Consider the following 18779-nt stretch of genomic DNA (forward strand, 5'->3'; position numbering starts at 1 on the left):
CCGACACACCGGTGACTACTGGGCCGCGAGCTGCTTCAGGTCGACCGTGTCGCCGGCCGCGGGCTGCTCCGGCTTCACGGGCTTGTCGTAGTCGGAGAACGTGGTCGTCTCCGGCTCGCTGCCGCCGGTGGTGGTCACCTTGAGGATGTAGGGCTTGCCCTCGGTGGCGACGTAGAGGGTCGACTTCTCGTCCCCCTTGCTCTTGTGCAGGGCCAGCGCCTTCGTCCCGTCGATGGTGCTCGTGTCGCCCTTCTTCAGACCCTTGCGCTCGGACTTGTCCTCGTCCATCGCGGCGAGCAGGCCCTGCTTGTCGCACAGACCGGTGATCTGGTTGTCCTGGGCGGGCATCTTGACCCACTTGTCGGCGACCTTGGGCACGATCTTGTCGGCACCGGGCTGCTGCTTGAGGCTGGTGCGCCAGTACTGCTCGTCGCCCTTCAGATAGAACGTGGCCTTCACATGTCTGACCTCGGCCTTCGCGCCCGACATGGTCACCGTGCCCTGGCAGTTCTTCTCCTGGTCGACCGCGAGGTCGATGACCATCGACTCGCCGCCGCTCTGGCTGACCTTGCCCTTCATGTGCAGGGACTCGGCCGCTTTCGTGGCGGCCACCGCCTTGTCGGCGATCTTGTCCGCGCTGTCCCCCTTGAACGCGTCGTCGCCGTCGTCCCCGCCGCCGCACGCGGCCAGGCCGGTGACGGATATGCCTGCGACCATGCACGCTGCGACTGTCCGCGCGATGCGCATCGGACCGCCTTTCCGCGGGTGCTTCCGCCCCCGCTCACCGAGTGTTCAGGTTGGAGAAACGCCCGGTTACCCCACGCGATCACGGAAACACCCGGACGGCGGCATTCCGCAAAATACTGCCCAAAACAGTGCGGTTTCCGTCAGCCGCGAGCGTTTCGCGCCAACTCAAGGCCCTTGGCCGCCCACCAGGCTCCCGCCACCGGACCGCCCCGGCACGTCCCGTCCGACTCCCCCGGCCGCTTCACCCACAGGTACGCGTCCACCAGCGGGTCCCCGGTGCGCGTGGTCGGCGCCACGCCCAGCGCCCGGCCGGGCGGGTTGCACCACGCGTCGGCGCCCCGGTAGGGGCCGTTGCCGTTCCTGCTGGTGTCGATGACGAGGTGCTTGCCGCCGCCGAGGGCCGTCGCGAGGCGCCGCCCGTAGGCCGATGTCTCGGCGTTCGTACGGTAGTTGGAGACATTCAGCGCCACCCCGTCGGCCTTGCCCACGCCCGCCGCCCGCAGCGCAGCCGCCAGCTGCCACACGTCCGGGATCCAGCTGGCGTTCCCCGCGTCCAGGTAGACCCGGGTGCGCGGGAGCGCCGAGAGCCGGTTCACCGCGTAGGCCAGCAGCGCGTTGCGCTCCTTGGTGTCGGCGCCGGCGCAGCCCGCCACCGTGGAGGCCACCGCGTCCGGCTCCACGATCACGTACGCGGAACGTGAACCGAGGCCCCAGGCAAAGGAGTTGATGTACGCGCGGTAGGCCGCCGCGTCACCGGCACCGCCCGCCGAGTGCAGGCCGCAGTCGCGGTGCGGGATGTGGTACGCGACCAGGACCGGGGTGCGGTGGGCGCGGGTCGCGGTCAGGGTGACGGAGCGGACGGCCGGGCCGGGGTTCGCGCCGTTGAGCCAGGCCGCCTGGGGGCGGGTGGCGATGCGGTCGATGAGGCGGGCGTCGGCCTGCCTGCCCTGCTTGCGGTAGGCCGCCGCCTGGCGGGCCGCCGCCGTGTTCGGGTCCACCCAGAACGTGGCGGCCGGGCCCACCGAGGATGCGGCCGAACCGTCCGAGCGGGCCGGACCCGCCGAGAAGGCCGAACCCTCCGAGCGGGCCGGACCCGCCGAGAAAGCCGAACCCTCCGAGGAGGCAGGCCCCGCCGAGAAGGCAGAACCCGCCAAGGAGGCCGAACCCACCGGGGAGACCGGTCCCGCCGAGAAAGCCGAACCGTCCAAGGGGGCCGGGCCCGCCGGGGAGACCGGTCCCGCCGAGAAAGCCGAACCGTCCAAGGGAACCGGGCCCGCCGAAAAGACCGAACCCCCCGAGAAGGCCGGCCCCGTCGAAGGAACGGCCCCCGTCGAAGCACCCGGACCCCCCGAAGGGCCCGCCACCGTCGCCGGAGTCAGAGTGAGGAACGCGGTCAGCAGAGCGCCCAGGACAGGGCGCGGAGACATGAGCATGGCCGGATGATCGTCGGGGGCCCGGCCCAACAGGCCCCGCGACGGGCCGGGTTGCCCCCGATTGCACTCGTTCGGCCGCGCCCCGCGCCCCGGGTCAGGCGGCGGCCCGCTCCGACCGGCAGATCACGGCGTACAGGCCCGCCGACACCGCGGTCCCGATGAACCACGAGTACGCCGCGACCTCGTCGAAGTACGGCACCAGGGCCAGGACGACGGCGAGCGCCGCCGACGGGACGAAGGCCGCGAGCGCCTTCGGGTTCACGCCCCGGCGGTAGTAGTAGCGCGAGCCCGGCGTCGCGTCGAAGAGCGCGGCGGTGTCGATCCTGCCGCGCTTCACCCAGAAGTAGTCGAGCATGATGACGCCGAACAGCGGGCCCAGGAAGGCGCCGAGGCCGCCCAGGAAGTAGTTCACGACGTTGGGGTTCGAGTACAGGTTCCACGGGGTCACCACGAGCGCCGCCACCGTCGAGATCGCTCCGCCGACCTTGAACGTGATCTTCTGCGGCCAGACGTTCGCCAAGTCGTAGGCCGGGGAGACGAAGTTGGCGACGATGTTCACGCCCATCGTGGCGATGGCGAAGGTCAGCGCGCCGAAGATCAGGACCCAGGTGTTGCCGATCCGGGCGACGAGCATCGCCGGATCGGTGATCGCCTCGCCGAAGACCTCGACGCTGCCCGCCGTCACCACCACCGAAAGGACCACGAACGCCGTGGAGTTGATGGGCAGACCCCAGAAGTTGCCGCGCCGGACGGTCTTGTAGTCGGGCGCGAAGCGCGAGAAGTCGCAGAAGTTGAGCATCAGCGTGCCGTAGGTCGCGAGGATCAGGCCGATCGCGCCGAACCACTGCCGGAACTGCTCGCCCGCCGAGACCGGGTGCGGGGTGGTGGTGAGCGATATCGTCCAGCCCGCCTTCGCCCAGATCCAGACCGCCAGGGCGAGCATCACGACCCAGATCGCGGGGCCGCAGAAGTCCTGGAACTTGCGGACCGACTCCATGCCCTGCGTGATGATCAGGAACTGCACCAGCCACAACGCGAGGAAGGACGCCCAGCCCAGCGCGTGCAGGCCGAGGAAGGAGTGGCGCGTCCACGACTCCATGCCGGGGAACGCGGCGAGCACCATCACGTTCACCGCCACCGACGCCAGATACGTCTGGATGCCGTACCACATGATGGCGATCACGGCCCGGACCAGCGCGGGGATGTTGGCGCCCCAGACGCCGAAGCCGATCCGGCTGACGACCGGGAACGGCACGCCGTGGCGCTGGCCGATGCGGCCCATCGCGTTGCAGCCCGCATAGATGATCACGAAGCCGATGAGCAGCGCCGTGAAGATCTGCCAGGCGTTGAGGCCGAGCACCAACAGGCCTGCCGCGAACGTGTAGTTGCCGAGGTTGTGGACGTCGGACATCCACAGGGCGAAGAGGTCGTAGACCTTCCAGGTGCGTTCCTTGTCGCCCGCGGGCGCCAGGTCCTCGTTGACCAGACGGGGGTCGGGGACGAAGTCACCGCCGCTCCACGACGACGCCTTCACCGGTTCGGCCACGGACATGAGAGCCTCCTGGGTCCTGGGACACCACTTTGGTATACCAAAGCGCCGCCATGGTCCCGCTCGCGGCAACTCCCGGCAATATCCGCGCAGTTACGTCTCGGTAAATCACCGCGGCGCGGATCGGCGAGGATGGGGGCATGAGGACGCCTGAACCCCTGGGGGCGGTGCGCGAGCGCGTGCTCGGCGCGTTGCGCGACGACATCGTCGCCGGCCGGCTGCGGCCCGGTGACCGGCTGGTCGAGCGGGAGCTGGCCGAGCGGTTCGGGGTGTCACGGGTGCCGGTGCGCGAGGCCGTACGGGCGCTGGTCGCCGAGGGGTTCGTCACCTTCGACACGCCCCGGCGCGCGGTCGTGCGCACGCTCACCCGCGCCGATGTCGCCGAACTCTTCGAGCTGCGGGAGGCATTGGAGGTCTACGCGGCCGGGCTCGCCGCCGAGCGGGCGACCGGGGACGACCTGGCGCGGCTCGCCCTGCTGCTCGACCGCGCCGCCGGGGCGACCCGCGCGGACGACGCCGAGACGCTGACCGAGGTCAACTCCCTCTTCCACGACGACCTGCTCGCCCTGGCCGGCAACGGCCTCCTCGTCACCGTCATGCAGCCGGTCGCCGGGCGCCTGCGCTGGCTGACCCGGCGCAACGAGGAGTGGCCGCAGCAGCTCGCCGAGCACCGTGAGCTGTACGCGGCCGTGGCCGCCGGGGACGCGGAGCGGGCGCGGGCGGTGGCGCTGGCCCACGTACGGACCAACTACCGCTCCACGGTGCGCCACCTCTTCGGAGACGCGGACGGGGCGCCGGGCCCGGCGTGACTCACTCCGGCCTGATGGTCCGCATCCGCCCGTACGCGTACACGCATCCGGCGAGCGCCAGGTCGGACAGGAGCATGAAGCCGATGGAGTACGAGTCCTTGGCGCTGTAGATGGCGCCCATGACGAGCGGCGGGACGAAGCCGCCGAGGCCGCCCATCGCGCCGACGATGCCGGTGACCGAGCCGACCTGCGGCTGCGGGGTGACCTGCGAGACGAGGGCGAAGACGGAGCCGCTCGCGGTGCCGAGGCCCGCCGCCATCAGCAGGAAGCAGATCGTACCCATCGGGTTCAGCTGCGGGTCGAACGCCTGGAGGATCGCGAAGAGGGCGACGACGGCAAGGGCGCAGGAGGTGACGACGGCCGGGTGGACGCGGTCCGAGAGCCAGCCGCCGATCGGCCGGAAGATGACGGTGACCAGGGCGAAGCCGGCGGCCTTGGTGCCCGCGTCGGTGGGGCTGAGCTCGTACCAGGTCTTCAGGTACGTCGGCAGGTACACGCCGAAGGCGACGATGCCGCCGAAGCCGATCGCGTAGAGGGCGGAGAGTTCCCAGGTGACGCGGAGCCGGCCCGCGGAGCCGAGCCGCTTGCCCAGGGACGTCGTGGGGATCGTCCGGTCGGGGTGGTCGGTGATGAGGGCGGCCGCCAGGACCGCGTACGCGGCCAGCGCGATGGCGACGACGATGAACGGCAGGTTCTCGCCGTGCTTGGCGATGCGCGGCGTGAAGTAGCCGGACAGGGCGACGCCGCCCATGCCCATGCCGAAGATGCCGAGCGCGAGGCCGCGGTGGGCGGGCGGGAACCAGGAGTTCACCAGCGGGATGCCGATGGCGAAGGTGGTGCCGCCGAGGCCCAGCAGGAAGCCCACGAGGATCATCGCGAGGAAGTTGTGCCGGGCCGGGATCACGAGCAGCACGGGGATGATGGTGAGCGCCGAGATCAGCGGGAACAGCAGCTTGGCGCCGTAGCGGTCGGTGAGGGCGCCGACCGGGATGCGGCCGAGCGAGCCGACGAGCACGGGCACCGCGACGAGGAAGGACTGGGCGAACGAGCTGAGGCCCAGGTCCGAGCCGAAGACACCGGCGAGCGGCGCGATCAGGTTCCAGGCCCAGAAGGTGAGCGCGAAGCCCACCGTGGCCACGGCCAGGTTGCGGTAGGCGGCGACCGGGGGCTTGGGGTGCTGCGGAGTCTCCGTTGGCGTCACCCTCTCACGCTAGGAAGGGTGACCTGTCCGCACCTGATCTGTTGCTCCGTTCGGTGGCGGGCGCACCGGCGGGCCGCGCCGCCCGCCGACCGAACGCGCCGCCTACGACGACGGCCCCGTGACGTGTTCCGAGGGTTACGTGAACGCGGCTCCCAGCGCCACGAACACGCAGATCAGGATGAACAGGAGGGCGAGCAGCGGCCACACGAAGCGCAGGTAGCGGTCGTAGCCGACCTTGGCGAGTGCCACGCCGCCGATGGTGACGGCGGTGGTCGGCACCCACAGGTTCATCCAGCCGCTGGCCGCCTCCCAGGCGGTGACGACGACCGCGCGCGAGACGCCGGCGAAGTCGGCGAGCGGGGCGAGGATCGGCATGGCGAGGGTGGCGTGCCCGGACGTGGACGGGATGAGGAAGGCCAGCGGCAGGTTCACGACGAAGACGATGATCGCGAAGATGCCGGATGAGGTGCCCTTCACGACGCCCTCGATGGCGTGCAGCACGGTGTCGGTGATCTTCGAGTTGTTCATGATCACGGTGACGCCGCGGGCCAGCAGGATGACCAGCGCGGGCGAGACGAAGTCGGCGGCGCCCTGGATGATCGTGGAGCTGATCTTCTGCTCCCCCATCCGTGCGACCAGCCCGACGAGCACGGCCGCGCACAGGAACAGCGCCGCGAGCTGCGGGAAGGACCAGCCGAGCTCGAAGCCGTACGGGGTCGCGTCCGCGTCGCCGGTCAGGGCGCTCGCCCAGGGCACGACCGAGAAGATCATGAAGGCGAAGACGAGGGCCGTGACGACGAGGACGGCCCGGTGCAGCCGGGTCAGCTCGGGCACCTCCCCCTCGGCGGCGTCCGAGGTCTCGCGGTCCCCCGGCAGGAACCCGGAGAGCGAGCGGTCCGGGTTCTTCTGCACGCGCCGCGCGTACCGGATGACGTAGGCGACCGTCACCGCGGTGAGCACCACCCACATCACGAAGCGGAGCACGATGCCGTCGCCGAGGGAGATGTCGGCGGCGGAGGAGGCGACGCCGGTCGCGAACGGGTTGACCGTCGAGCACAGCACGCCGACCCCGGCGCCGAGGATGATCGCGCCGACCGCCGTCATCCGGTCGTAGCCGAGCGCGAGCATCAGCGGCACGATCAGGCCGTAGAACCCGAGGGTCTCCTCGGCGAAGCCCTCGACCGTGCCGAGCACCGAGAAGACCACCATGACACCGGCGATGAGCAGCGCCCCGCGCGAGCGCAGCCGGTGGGCGAGCAGGCCGATGCCGCGGTCGAGGGCGCCGGTCGCGAAGACGACGGTGATGAACGCGCCGATGGCGAGGACGAACAGGAAGACCCCGGCGCTGCCGTACAGGTCACCGGAGTTGTCGGGGCCGACGAGCGAGGTTTTGGCGTCCTGGATGCCGTAGAGGCCGTTGACCGGGGAGAGGAAGAGGTCGTTGAGGCGGTCGACGAAGGACTGGCCGGAGGGGACGCGGTGGTAGGTGCCCTCGACCGGGGCGCCGGCGTCGTTGCGGTCGTACTGGCCGGAGGGGATCAGGAAGGCCAGCAGCCACACCGCGATCGTGACGACGGCGAGCACGGTGAGGGCGCTGGGGAAGGTGAACTTCCGTTTCTTCTCCGGCGGGGAGGTCTCCGGCGGCTGTGCCGTCGCGGTGCTCATGCCCGGCCCTCGCGCGTGAAGTCCGCCGCGTACTCGGTGACGAACGCGCACATCGCGACGACCGTGGCGCGCAGCTCGGACAGCAGGACGCGCTCGTTCGGCGCGTGCAGGTTGCACTGGTTGTCCTGGGCGCCGAAGAGCAGCACCTCGGCCTGCGGGGCGGCCTGGGCGAGCCCGTTGACCAGCGGGATGGAGCCGCCCGTCGCGATGTACGAGGCCTCGGTCCCCCACGCCGTCGCGAGCGCGGCGCGGGCGGCGCGGTAGGCCGGGCCGTCGGTGGCGGCCTCGTAGCCGGGGCCGGTGTCGCCCGGGGTGACGGTGAGCGGGACGCCGAACGGCTTGAGGCCGCTGAGGTGGTCGGCCAGCGCCGCCCGGGCCTCGCGCGGGTCCTGCCGCGGGTGGAAGCGGAGGTTGAGCTTGGCGCGGGCGTACGGGACCACGGCGGACGCGGCGTGGTCGACGCTCGGGGCGTCGATGCCGATGACGGTGATCGCGGGGCCGCTCCACAGGCGCTCGCCGAGGGTGCCGCTGCCGAGCAGCGGGAGGCCCGCCTCGACGCCTGCGAGGTCGCGGAACTCGTCCTCGGTGAACCCGGCGCCGGTCCACTCGTCGCGGCGCAGGCCCTCGACGGCGACGTCCCCGTGCACGTCGTGCAGGGTGGCGAGGGCCTTGAGGAGGACGAGCAGGGCGTCGGGGGCGGCGCCTCCGAACTCGCCGCTGTGGCGCGGTTCCTTCAGGGTGCGGGCCTCGACGATCACCTCGGCGGCGCCGCGCAGGCCGGTGGTGAGGGTGGGGGTGCCGGGGCGGACGTTGCCGAGGTCGGCGATGACCATGGCGTCGCAGGCGAACCGCTCCGGGTCGGTGGGCGGGTACTCGTCGAAGGGGCTGCCGTACTCCTCCTGACCCTCGAAGACGATCTTGACGCCGACCGGCGGGCGGCCGCCGAAGGCCCGGAGCATGCCGAGGTGCGCGATGACGTTCGACTTGTCGTCGGCGATGCCGCGCGCCCGCAGCCCTTCCTCGCCGCCCTCCCGGACCGGGGTCGGCTCGAACGGCGGGGACTCCCACAGGCTCTCGTCGCCGGGCGGCTGGACGTCGTAGTGCGAGTAGAGCAGCACGGTCGGTGCGTCCGGGGTCGGCGGCGGGATCTCGCCGAAGATCACCGGGGCGGTGTCGGGCAGTTCGATGGTCTCGATGTGCTCGACACCGACGTCGCGGAGCAGGCCGACGAGGAGGTCGTGGGCCTCCCGGACCGGTTCGGCGGGGAAGCCGGGGAAGGCGATCGACGGGATCCTGGCGAGCCGCTCCAGGTCGGCCCGCAGCCCGTCCATCAGCCGGTCGGCCGCCGCCCGGGGGTCAAGGGAGCCCTGCGGATCTGCCATGACGTACACGCCCCTCACTGTGTTGTATGCGTGGTTCGTCCGGATTATCCGGGTCGGGGCGGGGCGGTTCGTCCGTGGCTCGCCGACGGGGGCGGCAACGGGATTAAGGTCGGGGCATGGCAGCGAAGACAACGCAGACGCCGCAAGCCCCGAAGGAACCGGGGCCGCCCGGTGGCGAGAGTGTGCGCGTCGACAGCTGGATCTGGTCCGTGCGGCTGGTCAAGACGCGCTCGGCGGGCGCCGCGGCCTGCAAGGGCGGGCACGTCAAGGTCAACGGGACGAGCGCGAAGCCCGCGTACGCGCTGCGCGTCGGTGACGAGGTGCGGCTGCGCCAGCCCGGTCACCAGGAGCGGGTGGTCGTGGTGAAGCGGCTGCTGCGCAAGCGGGTCAGCGCGCCGGTCGCCGTCGAGGCGTACGTCGACAACAGCCCGCCGCCCCCGCCCCGCGAGGTCGTGGCGCCGGTCGGCATCCGTGACCGCGGCACGGGCCGCCCCACCAAGCGCGACCGCCGGGAACTGGAGCGCCTGCGCGGCATCTTCGGCCAGGGGCCGGGCGAGGACACCGCCCCGGACGAGCACTGAGCGGGGCTTCCCCGCGGCTCCCCGGGCAGCACTGAGCCGGGGCCGCCCGCGGCGGACCCCGGCCCGGCGCCGACGGCTCAGGCGGCACGGCGCACCAGCGCCAGCAGCTCCCGGTTCTTCTCCCGCCGCACCCACGCGAGGACGACGAGGGGCACCATCAGGATCAGCGGTGTCGCCGCGTTCTCCCCGTCGAAGACGACGATCTGGGTGACGCACGCGCCGACCATCAGGGCGCTCAGCGCGATCGGCGCCACGCCCGACAGGACGGGTACCAACAGGGCGACGGCACCGGCGAGTTCGAGCGCGCCGATGGTGTACATGCCCGGGGCGCCCCAGCCGATCGTGTCGAAGGAGTCGACCGCCGCGGACACCGCGAAGAGCTTGGGCAGGGCGCTCGCGACGGCGAAGAACGCGGCGAGCACGATCGCCGTCGTGTTCAGCGCGATCCGGGCGCGACGGGAGCGGACGGGGGCGGCGGCCGGGGCGGCGGTGAGGTTCGTCATGACGGTCTCCTGAGCGGTGGGAGCGAGCGGTCGGTCGCTGTCACCACTTCAGACCGGGCCCGCCCCCGGAACTCATCGCCCCGCCGGGCCCCGCCTCAGACGGGCACCACCCGGACCCACACCCGGTCGTCGGTGAGATAGCGGTCGACCTTCAAGCCGGCCTCCGCCAGCGCCTGTTCGAACTCCTCCGGGGTCATGGGCAGGATCCGGTACGTCTGGGTCCACACGGCGTCCGGGAACAGGTACTCCACCTTCGTCGAGCGCACCCCGCCGCCGATCGGCTCCGACGACACCATGCGGATGGTGAACCCCGTGTCCTCGAAGCGGCGCTCCTTCGGCAGGTTCTCGTACGCGCCGTCGCGCACCCGCTGGATCAGCACGCAGCCGTCGTCGGCGACGTACCGCCGGACCGTGTCGAGCATCCCGCGCCGCACCGCCGGGTCCCCGGTGTTGACCAGGATCGAGGCGAGCAGCACGACGTCGAACTTCTCCGTGCCGAGGTCCAAGGCCCTCGATGGTGGAGCGGACCGTGCGGACGCCGCGGACCCGCTCCAGCATGTCGGGCGACTCGTCCACCGCCGTGACCTCGAAGCCGCGCTCCAGCAGCGCGTGCGTCACCCTGCCGACCCCGCAGCCCAGTTCGAGCACGCGGGCGCCTGCGGGCACGGCGCCCGCGACGATGTCCGGCTCGTCCTCGACGGGCAGTCTCGAGTAGAGCTCCACCGCGCAACCGTCGGGCGTGATGGCGCCCGGTCCGGTCCCTTCGTATCCGGTACGCATCTCAAGGCTCATGCACAGGGAACGCCCGGGCCCCACCCGCGGTTCCTCACATCGGGAACCAGCCGTGCCCCAGGTACCAGTGGCCGCCCGCGTCGAGGTGGCCGAGCACGGCGCGCTGGAGGCCGGTGCGGCGCGGGAGCTCGGCGCGCGGGGTCCCGGTGCCGCCGAAGACGAAGGCGACCGGTGTGTCGTCCTCGGGTTCGGGCGCGGTCCCCGGTGGCGTACGGATCAGCTCGAACCGCTCCTGGAAGCGGACGATGTTGGAGTCGGCCGGCAGGTACCGCCGCAACTGCTCGTCCAACAGCCAGGAGTGGCAGACGGCGACCCGCACCGGTTCCGACGGGAAGTGCCGTGCGAAGAACTCCCGGGCGCGGGCGATCGAGTCGTCGCAGGCGCGCGGGGTGAAGGGGCCGCGGAAGTCCGGGATGTGCACGCTCAGGCACGGATCGCCGGGGCCCGCGCCGCCGCCGGCGGCCGCGACCGCCGCCCCGGTCCGCTCCCCCAGCCGCTGCCGCTCGAACTGGAGCCGCCCCAACTGGTAGAGCTCGCCGCGGAAGTGCCGGGTCGGCCACCACGGCACGAGCAGTCCGGTCGTGCCGAGCCGCCGGCGGTGCACGGCGAGGTTGCGGCCGAGGTCGGCGAGCGTGTGCCGGGAGACGTCGTCGGGGATGCCCAGCTCGTGGTGGAGGGCGCGCACGTGCGGCAGCGCGGCCACGAACACGAACACGGCGAAGCAGCGGCCGAGCGCCCCCGCCGCGGCCGGGACGTCCGGCAGGCCCGTCCCCTCCCCCGGTGTCCCGAGCCGCCACAACAGTCCGCTGACGGCCCGCTCCAGCAGCTCCGTCAGCTCGGCGGAGTCCGTCATCTCGCGGTGCAGGGCGAGCAGTTGGGCGATGTCCTCGTGCGGGACGGCCAGGTCGAGCAGGATGTCCGGCAGGTCGAGGTCGGACGGCAGGGCGGCCGCGAGGCGGGGTATCGCGGGGTCGTCCAGCGCGGCGAGCCAGGCGGCACACTCCTTGTCGCCCGCGAGCGTCTCCAGCAGGTCCGGCACACTGTCTCCTTCGTTCGGCCCGGTCAGCCCGGTCGTTGATCCAAAGTACGCGCGCGCCGCGCCACCAGTGCCGCCGTCAGGTGCTGGAGATCGGCGGGCCGGGAGGGCGAGAGGCCGGTGAGGCGTGCGATGCGGCGGATGCGGTAGTCCACGGTGTTGGGGTGGATGTGCAGGGCGGCGGCGCAGCCGCGCCGGTCCAGGCCGTGCCGCAGATAGGTCTCCAGGGTGTGCAGCAGTTCCGGTTTGCCGTCGAGGGGTCGCAGGAGCAGGGCGAGACCTTCGAGGGCGACGCTGGGGCGGCTGAGCTGGTAGTCGAGGAGGACGTCGGCGAGCCGGTACAGGCCCGGGCCGCGTCCGGTGCGCTCCACCAGGTCGACGATCTCGGTGTTCTCGGCGACGGCGGCGGCCACCGCGGCGGGCTCGACGACGGCCGCGGCGGCGGTCACGGGGACACCGGCCGCGCGCTCCGCCGCGTCGATCAGGGCGCACAGGCCGGTCCAGGGCGGCGCTTCGGCGAGCGGCAGCAGCGCGGTGCCGCCGGAGCTGTCGAGCGAGGTCAGGGCGGGTTCGCCGGTGCCCGCGCCGAACGCGTCGAGGGCGGCGCGGACCCGGCGGATCTTGCGCCGGGCGGCGACGCCCGCGCCGGGGCCGGGCAGCGTCTCGTCGGGGTGGGTGCCCAGGCGCAGGGTCAGCGCGGCGTAGAGGGCGGCGGGCCGCTGGACGCCGGGCCGCCGCTCGACATCACCGGTCTCGCCCGCGAGCAGCGCGGCCAGCAGGGCGTGCCGCCCGCCGTGCTCCTGGCTGTCGAGGATGGCGCGGGCCTGGAGGTAGGCGCGGCTGACGGCGGAGGTCACCTGCTGCTGGAGCACCATGATCCGGTCGACGGCCTCTTTGAGATCGGGCAGTTCGGCGGGGCGGGCGTCCTGGGACAGCTCGGCCCAGCACATCGCCGTACCGATCTGGTACGCGGTGAGGATCGCGTCCAGCGGGACGCCCTCCTCGGCGCGCTGGGCCGCGGAGTCGCGCTGCTGGGCGAGTTCGGCGTCGGTGGCAGGTCTGCGGTGCTCGATGACGTCGGCGAGCAGCCGCAGCGTGTACTGCACGATGTCGGCGATGTCCCCGGCGATCTCCTCGCCGGGCAGTTCGGCGTAGACGGGGAGTTCGCTGCGCAGCCGGGTGACGACCCGCCGGGTGAGGGCGGGGACGCGGGCCCGCAGCCGCGCGGCGGCCGGGACGCCCGCGACGATCAGTGGGCCCGTGGCCCCAGCCTTGTCACGCGTCACAACTTTCCCCCGGTAAGTCTGCGTTACCGACCAGTTAAGCGCTGCCCCACGAGTCTGCATCATGTGCGGCGACCCCATCCATGCCCCACCGTGAGATTCAGGGAGCCGCACCGTGAACTCTCTTCGCAGCAAGGGACTTTCGGGCCGCAGCAGACAAGGTCTGGGAGCCGCGCTCGTCGCCGTCGCGGCCCTGGCGACGCTCGGCGCGGGCACCGCGCAGGCCGGCGCCGCCACGCCCCAGGTGTACGTGGCGCTCGGCGACTCGATGGCCTCGGGCCCGCTGGTGCCGCCGATCACGGGCCCGCTGGCCTGCGGCCGTTCCACCCGCAACTACGCGCACCTGCTGGCCGATCAGCTGAAGGTGACGACGTTCCGTGACGTGACCTGTTCCGGTGCGGACACCGACGACATGTCCACCCCGCAGAAGCTGTCCCTGCTGGGCGTCGACATGGGCACGGCCGCGCCCCAGTTCGACGCGCTCAGCGCCGACACCACGCTGGTGACGCTCACGATCGGCGGCAACGACGCGGGCCTGGTCGGCGTCGCCCAGGACTGTATGCAACTCGACCCGACGGCGGACAGCTGCCAGAAGAAGTTCGTCGTGGACGGCGTCGACAAGGTCGCCCAGCGGATCGAGGCGTTCGGCCCGAAGCTCGCGGCCGTCCTCGACACGGTCCACCAGCGCTCACCGCAGGCCCGCGTGCTGGTCACCGGCTACGGCGACTACATCAAGAAGGGCGGCTGCTGGCCGCTGGTCCCGGTCCTCGGCAAGGACGCCGACTGGCTCCAGGGCAGCGTCGACCATCTCAACTCGGTGATCGCCGCGCAGTCCGCCGCGCACGGCGCCGAGTACGTGGACGTGCGCACCCCGAGCGCGGATCACGACGCCTGCCGCGCGATCGGCACCAAGTGGGTGGAGGGGTTCGTGCCGACGGCCCCGGCGGCGCCGCTGCACCCGAACGCCCTCGGCGAGGCCGCGTACGCCCGTTTCATCGGTACGCACATCGGAGGCTGACGCTCCCGCGCCGTGACACGAAGAGGCACCCTGGAAGGGGTGCCTCTTCACCGTACGGAGGTGACGGCCATGCATCTGATCCGGACCGGTGACGAACCGGTCACCGCCCGCAGCCCGCTGCGCCTGCGGCTGGGCCTGGCCCTGTTCGGCCTGCTCTGGACGACGGCCGGCACCGTGGCGTTCCTCTTCGCCCACCGCCCCGGCTGGGCGCTGGCCTGCGGCGCCCTCTGGCTGATCACGACGATCGACCTCTTCATGATCACCCGCCACATCCGCCAGGGCCCCCACTACCAGCCGGGCCACGACATCCCGCCCTACAGAAAGGGCGCCCCCTAAGGGGCGCGAGGAACTGCGCGAGAAGCGACCACGACGGGTCACCCGACAGCCGAGAAGGCGCCCCCGAAGGGGCGCGGGGAACTGCGCGAGAACCCCGCACAACCGCCACCCGCCGCCCCACCAGCAACCAGGCAGCCGAAAACCGCGTCAGTCGTCGAACCGCGCCGCCGCCACATACTCCGGCTGCGGATCCAGCGCGGCGGCCAGCCGAAAGTGCCGCCGGGCCTGCTGCGGCCGCGCCCAGCGCTCATAGGTGCGGGCCAGCGCGAAGTGCGCGAACGCGTTGTCCGGCTCGCGCTCGAGGACGATGGAGAACTCCAGCTCAGCGGCGCGCAACTGCGCGGCGGCGAAGAAGGCGCGCGCCCGCAGCAGCCGCGCGGCGGTGTTCTCCGGATGCGCGGCGATCACATCGTCGAGCAGCTTCACCGCACCGCGGGGGTCCCGCGCGGCGAGCAGCTGCTCGGCGGCGCGGTAGTCGATGACGTGCGTCTCCGGGGTGGCGTCGGACACGGTGTGCTCCCTTCCGGTGTCGACCACGTCAACGCCGTGGCCCATGAGGGCTATTCCTGCCCGCCCCGCACCGTCAGGACACTCAGCCCAGCGACACGGCGAGCACCATCCCGGTCAGGACGAGCACGGCCCCGGCGATCATGAAACTGCGGTCCACACCGGGCCGCTCCCCGCCGAGCAGCACGGTCTCGCGCGGGTCCTCGGTGTCGTAGGCGACGCGGACGACGCCGCCGACGGGCAGCGGCAGCCGCTTGCCCGCCGGGACCGGCGAGACGACCTCGACGACCTGGCCGTCGCCGGTCGCGAACTGCAGCAGCGGCCGGTCGGACCCGGGCTGCGGCGGCTTGACCAGCGCCTCGACCACGTTCCCCGCCACCTTCACGCGCCGGGTGCGCTGAAGTCCGTAGGCGCCCGCGAGGAGGGCGACGAGGCCGCCCATCGCGGTGAACGCCGCCAGAACGATCATTTCGACGCGGCGTGCGCCCGGCGCACCAGATCGGCCCAGACCGCGTCGACCTGTTCCCGCAGCCGGTCCAGGGACACGTCGTTGTCGATCACGACGTCGGCGACGGCGAGCCGCTTCTCACGGGTGGCCTGGGCGGCCATCCGGGCCCGCGCGTCCTCCTCGCTCATGCCGCGCAGCCGGGTCAGCCGGTCGAGCTGGGTCTCGGCGCTCGCGTCCACCACGACGACCAGGTCGTAGAGCGGCGCCAGAGCGTTCTCCGCGAGGAGCGGTACGTCGTGGACGACGACCGAGTCCGGTCCCGCCGATTTCTGGAGCTCCGCGGAGCGCGCGCCGACCAGCGGGTGCACGATCGCGTTGAGAGTGGCCAGCTTGTCGGAGTCGGCGAAGACGATCGACCCCAGCTTGGGGCGGTCGAGCGTGCCGTCCGCCGTGAGGATGTCGTCGCCGAACGCCTCGACGACCGCCGCGAGCCCGGGTGTGCCGGGCTCGACGACCTCACGGGCGATGCGGTCGGCGTCGATCAGGAGCGCGCCGCGCTCCACCAGGAGCCTCGACACTTCGCTCTTGCCGGAACCGATTCCCCCGGTCAAGCCCACAGACAACAAGTCCGCGCCTCCCACTCGCCTCGGCACCCCGGCCCGCGGGGAGCGTCCTTGCGACGAGCCTAGTCGCCTTCCCGCTCCGCCAGGAACCTCTCGAACTCCAGGCCGATCTCGTCCGCCGAGGGGATCTCCATCGACTCCGCCAGCATGTTGCCCCGCGACTCCGCGCCGGCCGCCGCGTCGTACTGGTGCTCAAGTCCCTGGACGAGCGCGACGAGCTCCTCGTCGCCCTCCTGGATCTGCCGGTCGATCTCCGTCTGCGTGCGGTGCGCCTCGGTGCGCAGCGCGTGCGCGATGCCCGGCAGGACCAGACCGGTCGCGGCGGTGACCGCCTCCAGAGCGGTGAGCGCGGCGTCCGGGTACGCGGAGCGCGCGATGTAGTGCGGAACGTGCGCGGCGACACCGAGCACGTCGAACCCGGCCTGCGTCAGCCGGTACTCGATCAGCGCCTCGGCGCTGCCCGGCACCTGCGCCTCCTCGAAGGGGCTGCGGTGCCCGGGCACCAGGTCCGTGCGGTTCCCGTGCGGGGTGAGGCCGACGGGCCGGGTGTGCGGCACGCCCATGGGGATGCCGTGGAAGTTCACCGCGAGCCGGACGCCGAGGCGCTCCACGATCTGCTCGACGGCCGCCGCGAACCGCTCCCACTCCACGTCCGGCTCGGGGCCGGACAGCAGCAGGAAGGGCGCGCCGGTGGCGTCCTGGACGAGCCGCACCTCGATCGAGGGCACCTCGTAGTCGCTCCAGCTGTCGCGCTTGAACGTCAGCAGCGGGCGGCGGGCCCGGTAGTCCACGAGCCGGTCGTGGTCGAAGCGCGCCACGAGCTGGTGCGGCAGCGAGTCGAGGAGACGCTCGACGATCTGGTCGCCGGTCTCTCCCGCGTCGATGTAACCGTCGAAGTGATAGAGCATGACAAGGCCGGCGGACTCCTGGGCGAGCGCCATGTCGACCGTGGCCAGGCCCTTCGGCTCCCATGTGTACAAATCCTGCGGATCAAGCACAGTGACCGCTCCTCCTCGTGTTCTTCAGGGGGAACGCGCGCGGAGGGCGCGAGCATTCCCGCTCGCGCCCTTTCTCGGCACCCGCTTACACGTCAGCCCGCCATCACGCGCGTGTGCAGCCTGGTCACGGCCCTGCGCGCCGACGTGAACGCGCCGTGCTGCCAGGCGTCGGTGTAGCTGAGCCAGTCACCGGCGAAGTAGACGCGGCCCGTCGGCTCGTTGAGCGGCTTGTAGCGCGGGTCGTCGGGGCCACCGGGGGTGTTGTGCCAGGCGCCCTCCAGGTGCGGGGTCTGCCGCCAGTGGTGGGAGAACGACGTGGCGAGTTCCGTGCGGTACTTCTCGCCGTAGATCTTCACGCCCTGCACGACGGCCCGTGCCTCGCGCGCCGCCGGGCTCAGCTTCGCGTACGCGTCCGCGTCGCCGCCGTAGTTGTAGTACCCGATCATGACGCCGCGCTCGCCGTGGAACCCGTACGACGGGTGCCAGATGTGGCTGAGGTCCATGTCGGTCTCGGTGATGCCGCCGTAGATCCGGTGGTCGAGCTCCCACCAGCGGGACTTGTACTCCAGGCCGATCTTTCCGGCGGACTGCGGGGTGATGGCCTCCAGCGCGCTCTGCACGCCGGAGCCGAGGTTGTGCGGGATCTTGGCGAGGATGTTGGGCGGCAGCGCGCCGACGCAGAAGTCCGCCTCGACCGTTCTGGTGCGTCCGCCCTGCGTGTAGGTGACGACGACCCGGTCGCCCTTGTCGGTGATCCTGCTGACGGCCGCCCCGGTGTGCACCCTGCGCGCGCCGATGGCCTTCGTGAGCGCCTTCGGTATCCGGTCCATGCCGCCCACGGGCTGGAACATGAGCATCGCCTGGTCGAAGCCGAACTCGAAGGAGAAGTACCGGCCGACGCCGCTCGCGAACACCTCGGACGCGGACGGTACGTCACCGAGGAGCACCCCGGGCGTCCCGGTGGCCGCGGGCACGGTCGTGTAGCCGCGCCGCTCGCCGCCGTCGTAGGTCAGCTTGTCGCCCAGCTCGCCGAAGTCGGCCAGGAAGTCGACGAGCCGTTCCTGGTCGGTGGCGGTCAGCTCCTTGTCGAGCGCCCCCTTGTTGGTCGCCTTCGCGAGCAGTTCGGAGAGGTAGCCGTACACGTCGGCCTTGGCGGTGCGGTAGCGCACGGGCTTCGTCATGCCGGCCGACTCGTTGAAGAGGTAGGCGTCGGCGTTGGTGTTGGTGAACACCTCGATGGGGACGCCGAGTTCACGGCAGTAGTCGAGGGTGACCATCCACTGCGGGAGCCGCGCGGGCCCGGCGTTCATGTACTGCCCGTCGCTGAAGCGCGCGGTCTGCTTGTTGCCGTACAGGTCTACGGTCGTGTCGCCGCCCCGCACCGTGAAGTTGCGGCCGCCGGTGCGGTCCCTGGCCTCCAGGACCGTACAGTCGTAGCCCGCCTTGCCCAGCTCGTAGGCGGTGGCGAGACCGGCGATGCCGCCTCCGACGATCACCACCTTCGCGGCGCCCCGCCCACTGAGCGAGAAGTCCCCGGGGCGCGGTGCGCGATAAGGGAGTTCACGCTGTGCGGCCTGCGCCGTGGGAGCGAGCCCGAGGGCGCCCATGGTGGCGAACATGGCCCCCGCCCCACCGGTGAGCCCGACATTACGCAGAAACTCCCGCCGACTGTTTCCCGTGCCCGCCGTCTGCCGCTGTGCTGCCGTCATGTGCAGGGCTCCCTCAGATCCGAGTGATCTTGCGTGACTCGGGGATCCTGGCAATGCCCTGTTACGGCACACGGACAACTGTTGTATCGGCCAAGTTTCTGGCGCCCTGTCAGGGGCGCGAGCAACCACGACGGCGCGGCACGAAAAAGAACGGCGGGC

At 71.9% G+C, this 18779-nt stretch carries 18 protein-coding genes and 1 pseudogene; 4 read left to right on the forward strand and 15 right to left on the reverse strand.

From position 1 onward, the window contains the following. Positions 1–15: 15 nt before the first annotated feature. The 3 genes from ABII15_RS10000 to ABII15_RS10010 all read right to left on the reverse strand — a co-directional run bounded on the left by ABII15_RS10000 (position 16) and on the right by ABII15_RS10010 (position 3732). Positions 16–717, reverse strand: coding sequence for a hypothetical protein (locus tag ABII15_RS10000; RefSeq protein WP_353941930.1), 702 nt, complete (start codon positions 715–717; stop codon positions 16–18). 170 nt (positions 718–887) lie between these two features. After that, entirely contained in the window at positions 888–1745 is an 858-nt protein-coding gene (locus tag ABII15_RS10005) for a glycoside hydrolase family 6 protein (protein WP_353941931.1), read from the reverse strand. Between the two features lie 529 nt (positions 1746–2274). Continuing rightward, positions 2275–3732 carry an NCS1 family nucleobase:cation symporter-1 gene (locus ABII15_RS10010; protein ID WP_353941932.1) on the reverse strand — a complete coding sequence of 486 codons (1458 nt, stop codon included), beginning with the start codon at positions 3730–3732 and terminating at the stop codon, positions 2275–2277. Between the two features lie 137 nt (positions 3733–3869). On the opposite strand from ABII15_RS10010, the gene ABII15_RS10015 reads away from it, so the two are divergent. Continuing rightward, positions 3870–4538, forward strand: coding sequence for a GntR family transcriptional regulator (locus ABII15_RS10015; RefSeq protein ID WP_353941933.1), 669 nt, complete (start codon positions 3870–3872; stop codon positions 4536–4538). 1 nt (position 4539) lies between these two features. Here ABII15_RS10015 and ABII15_RS10020 read toward each other — a convergent pair whose 3' ends face one another. The 3 genes from ABII15_RS10020 to ABII15_RS10030 form a co-directional block, all read right to left on the reverse strand. After that, entirely contained in the window at positions 4540–5739 is a 1200-nt protein-coding gene (locus ABII15_RS10020; protein WP_353941934.1) for an MFS transporter, read from the reverse strand. A 135-nt stretch (positions 5740–5874) separates the two neighbouring features. Continuing rightward, positions 5875–7404: a YfcC family protein gene (locus ABII15_RS10025; protein WP_353941935.1), complete on the reverse strand. Its 1530-nt coding sequence runs from the start codon at positions 7402–7404 to the stop codon at positions 5875–5877. After that, a complete protein-coding gene (locus tag ABII15_RS10030; RefSeq protein WP_353941936.1) occupies positions 7401–8786 on the reverse strand; it encodes a M20/M25/M40 family metallo-hydrolase in 1386 nt (461 codons plus the stop codon). Before ABII15_RS10030 ends, ABII15_RS10025 begins: the two co-directional genes overlap by 4 nt. Positions 8787–8902: 116 nt before the next feature. On the opposite strand from ABII15_RS10030, the gene ABII15_RS10035 reads away from it, so the two are divergent. Beyond that, positions 8903–9367: an RNA-binding S4 domain-containing protein gene (locus ABII15_RS10035; RefSeq protein WP_353941937.1), complete on the forward strand. Its 465-nt coding sequence runs from the start codon at positions 8903–8905 to the stop codon at positions 9365–9367. Between the two features lie 77 nt (positions 9368–9444). On the opposite strand, the gene ABII15_RS10040 is transcribed toward ABII15_RS10035, so the two are convergent. The 4 genes and pseudogenes from ABII15_RS10040 to ABII15_RS10055 form a co-directional block, all read right to left on the reverse strand. Continuing rightward, positions 9445–9870, reverse strand: a complete 426-nt coding sequence (locus ABII15_RS10040) for a DoxX family protein (protein ID WP_353941938.1) — start codon at positions 9868–9870, stop codon at positions 9445–9447. Between the two features lie 95 nt (positions 9871–9965). Further along, a pseudogene (locus tag ABII15_RS10045) lies at positions 9966–10650 on the reverse strand (class I SAM-dependent methyltransferase). 46 nt (positions 10651–10696) lie between these two features. Then, positions 10697–11701: an acyltransferase domain-containing protein gene (locus ABII15_RS10050; protein WP_353941939.1), complete on the reverse strand. Its 1005-nt coding sequence runs from the start codon at positions 11699–11701 to the stop codon at positions 10697–10699. A gap of 23 nt (positions 11702–11724) precedes the next feature. After that, positions 11725–12951 carry a helix-turn-helix domain-containing protein gene (locus ABII15_RS10055; RefSeq protein ID WP_353947009.1) on the reverse strand — a complete coding sequence of 409 codons (1227 nt, stop codon included), beginning with the start codon at positions 12949–12951 and terminating at the stop codon, positions 11725–11727. 145 nt (positions 12952–13096) lie between these two features. Here ABII15_RS10055 and ABII15_RS10060 point away from each other — a divergent pair, with 145 nt between their 5' ends. Continuing rightward, complete coding sequence (locus ABII15_RS10060) at positions 13097–13999, forward strand: SGNH/GDSL hydrolase family protein (RefSeq protein ID WP_353941940.1); 903 nt, start codon at positions 13097–13099, stop codon at positions 13997–13999. Positions 14000–14068: 69 nt separating this feature from the next. Beyond that, positions 14069–14335: a DUF6343 family protein gene (locus ABII15_RS10065; protein WP_353941941.1), complete on the forward strand. Its 267-nt coding sequence runs from the start codon at positions 14069–14071 to the stop codon at positions 14333–14335. A 147-nt stretch (positions 14336–14482) separates the two neighbouring features. On the opposite strand, the gene ABII15_RS10070 is transcribed toward ABII15_RS10065, so the two are convergent. The 5 genes from ABII15_RS10070 to ABII15_RS10090 all read right to left on the reverse strand — a co-directional run bounded on the left by ABII15_RS10070 (position 14483) and on the right by ABII15_RS10090 (position 18530). Next, on the reverse strand, positions 14483–14890 hold the full coding sequence (locus tag ABII15_RS10070; RefSeq protein WP_111661677.1) for a tetratricopeptide repeat protein: 408 nt from the start codon (positions 14888–14890) through the stop codon (positions 14483–14485). A gap of 37 nt (positions 14891–14927) precedes the next feature. Beyond that, entirely contained in the window at positions 14928–15311 is a 384-nt protein-coding gene (locus tag ABII15_RS10075) for a DUF3592 domain-containing protein (RefSeq protein WP_353941942.1), read from the reverse strand. Further along, entirely contained in the window at positions 15308–15916 is a 609-nt protein-coding gene (gene coaE / locus ABII15_RS10080; protein WP_353941943.1) for a dephospho-CoA kinase, read from the reverse strand. The genes ABII15_RS10075 and coaE overlap by 4 nt, the downstream gene beginning before the upstream one ends. 59 nt (positions 15917–15975) lie before the next feature. Continuing rightward, entirely contained in the window at positions 15976–16911 is a 936-nt protein-coding gene (locus ABII15_RS10085; protein ID WP_353941944.1) for a PAC2 family protein, read from the reverse strand. A gap of 92 nt (positions 16912–17003) precedes the next feature. Further along, entirely contained in the window at positions 17004–18530 is a 1527-nt protein-coding gene (locus tag ABII15_RS10090) for a flavin monoamine oxidase family protein (protein WP_353947010.1), read from the reverse strand. Positions 18531–18779: the final 249 nt, after the last annotated feature.

The sequence above is a fragment of the Streptomyces sp. HUAS MG91 genome, assembly GCF_040529335.1.
In the GTDB taxonomy this organism is placed as follows: Bacteria; Actinomycetota; Actinomycetes; order Streptomycetales; family Streptomycetaceae; genus Streptomyces; species Streptomyces tabacisoli.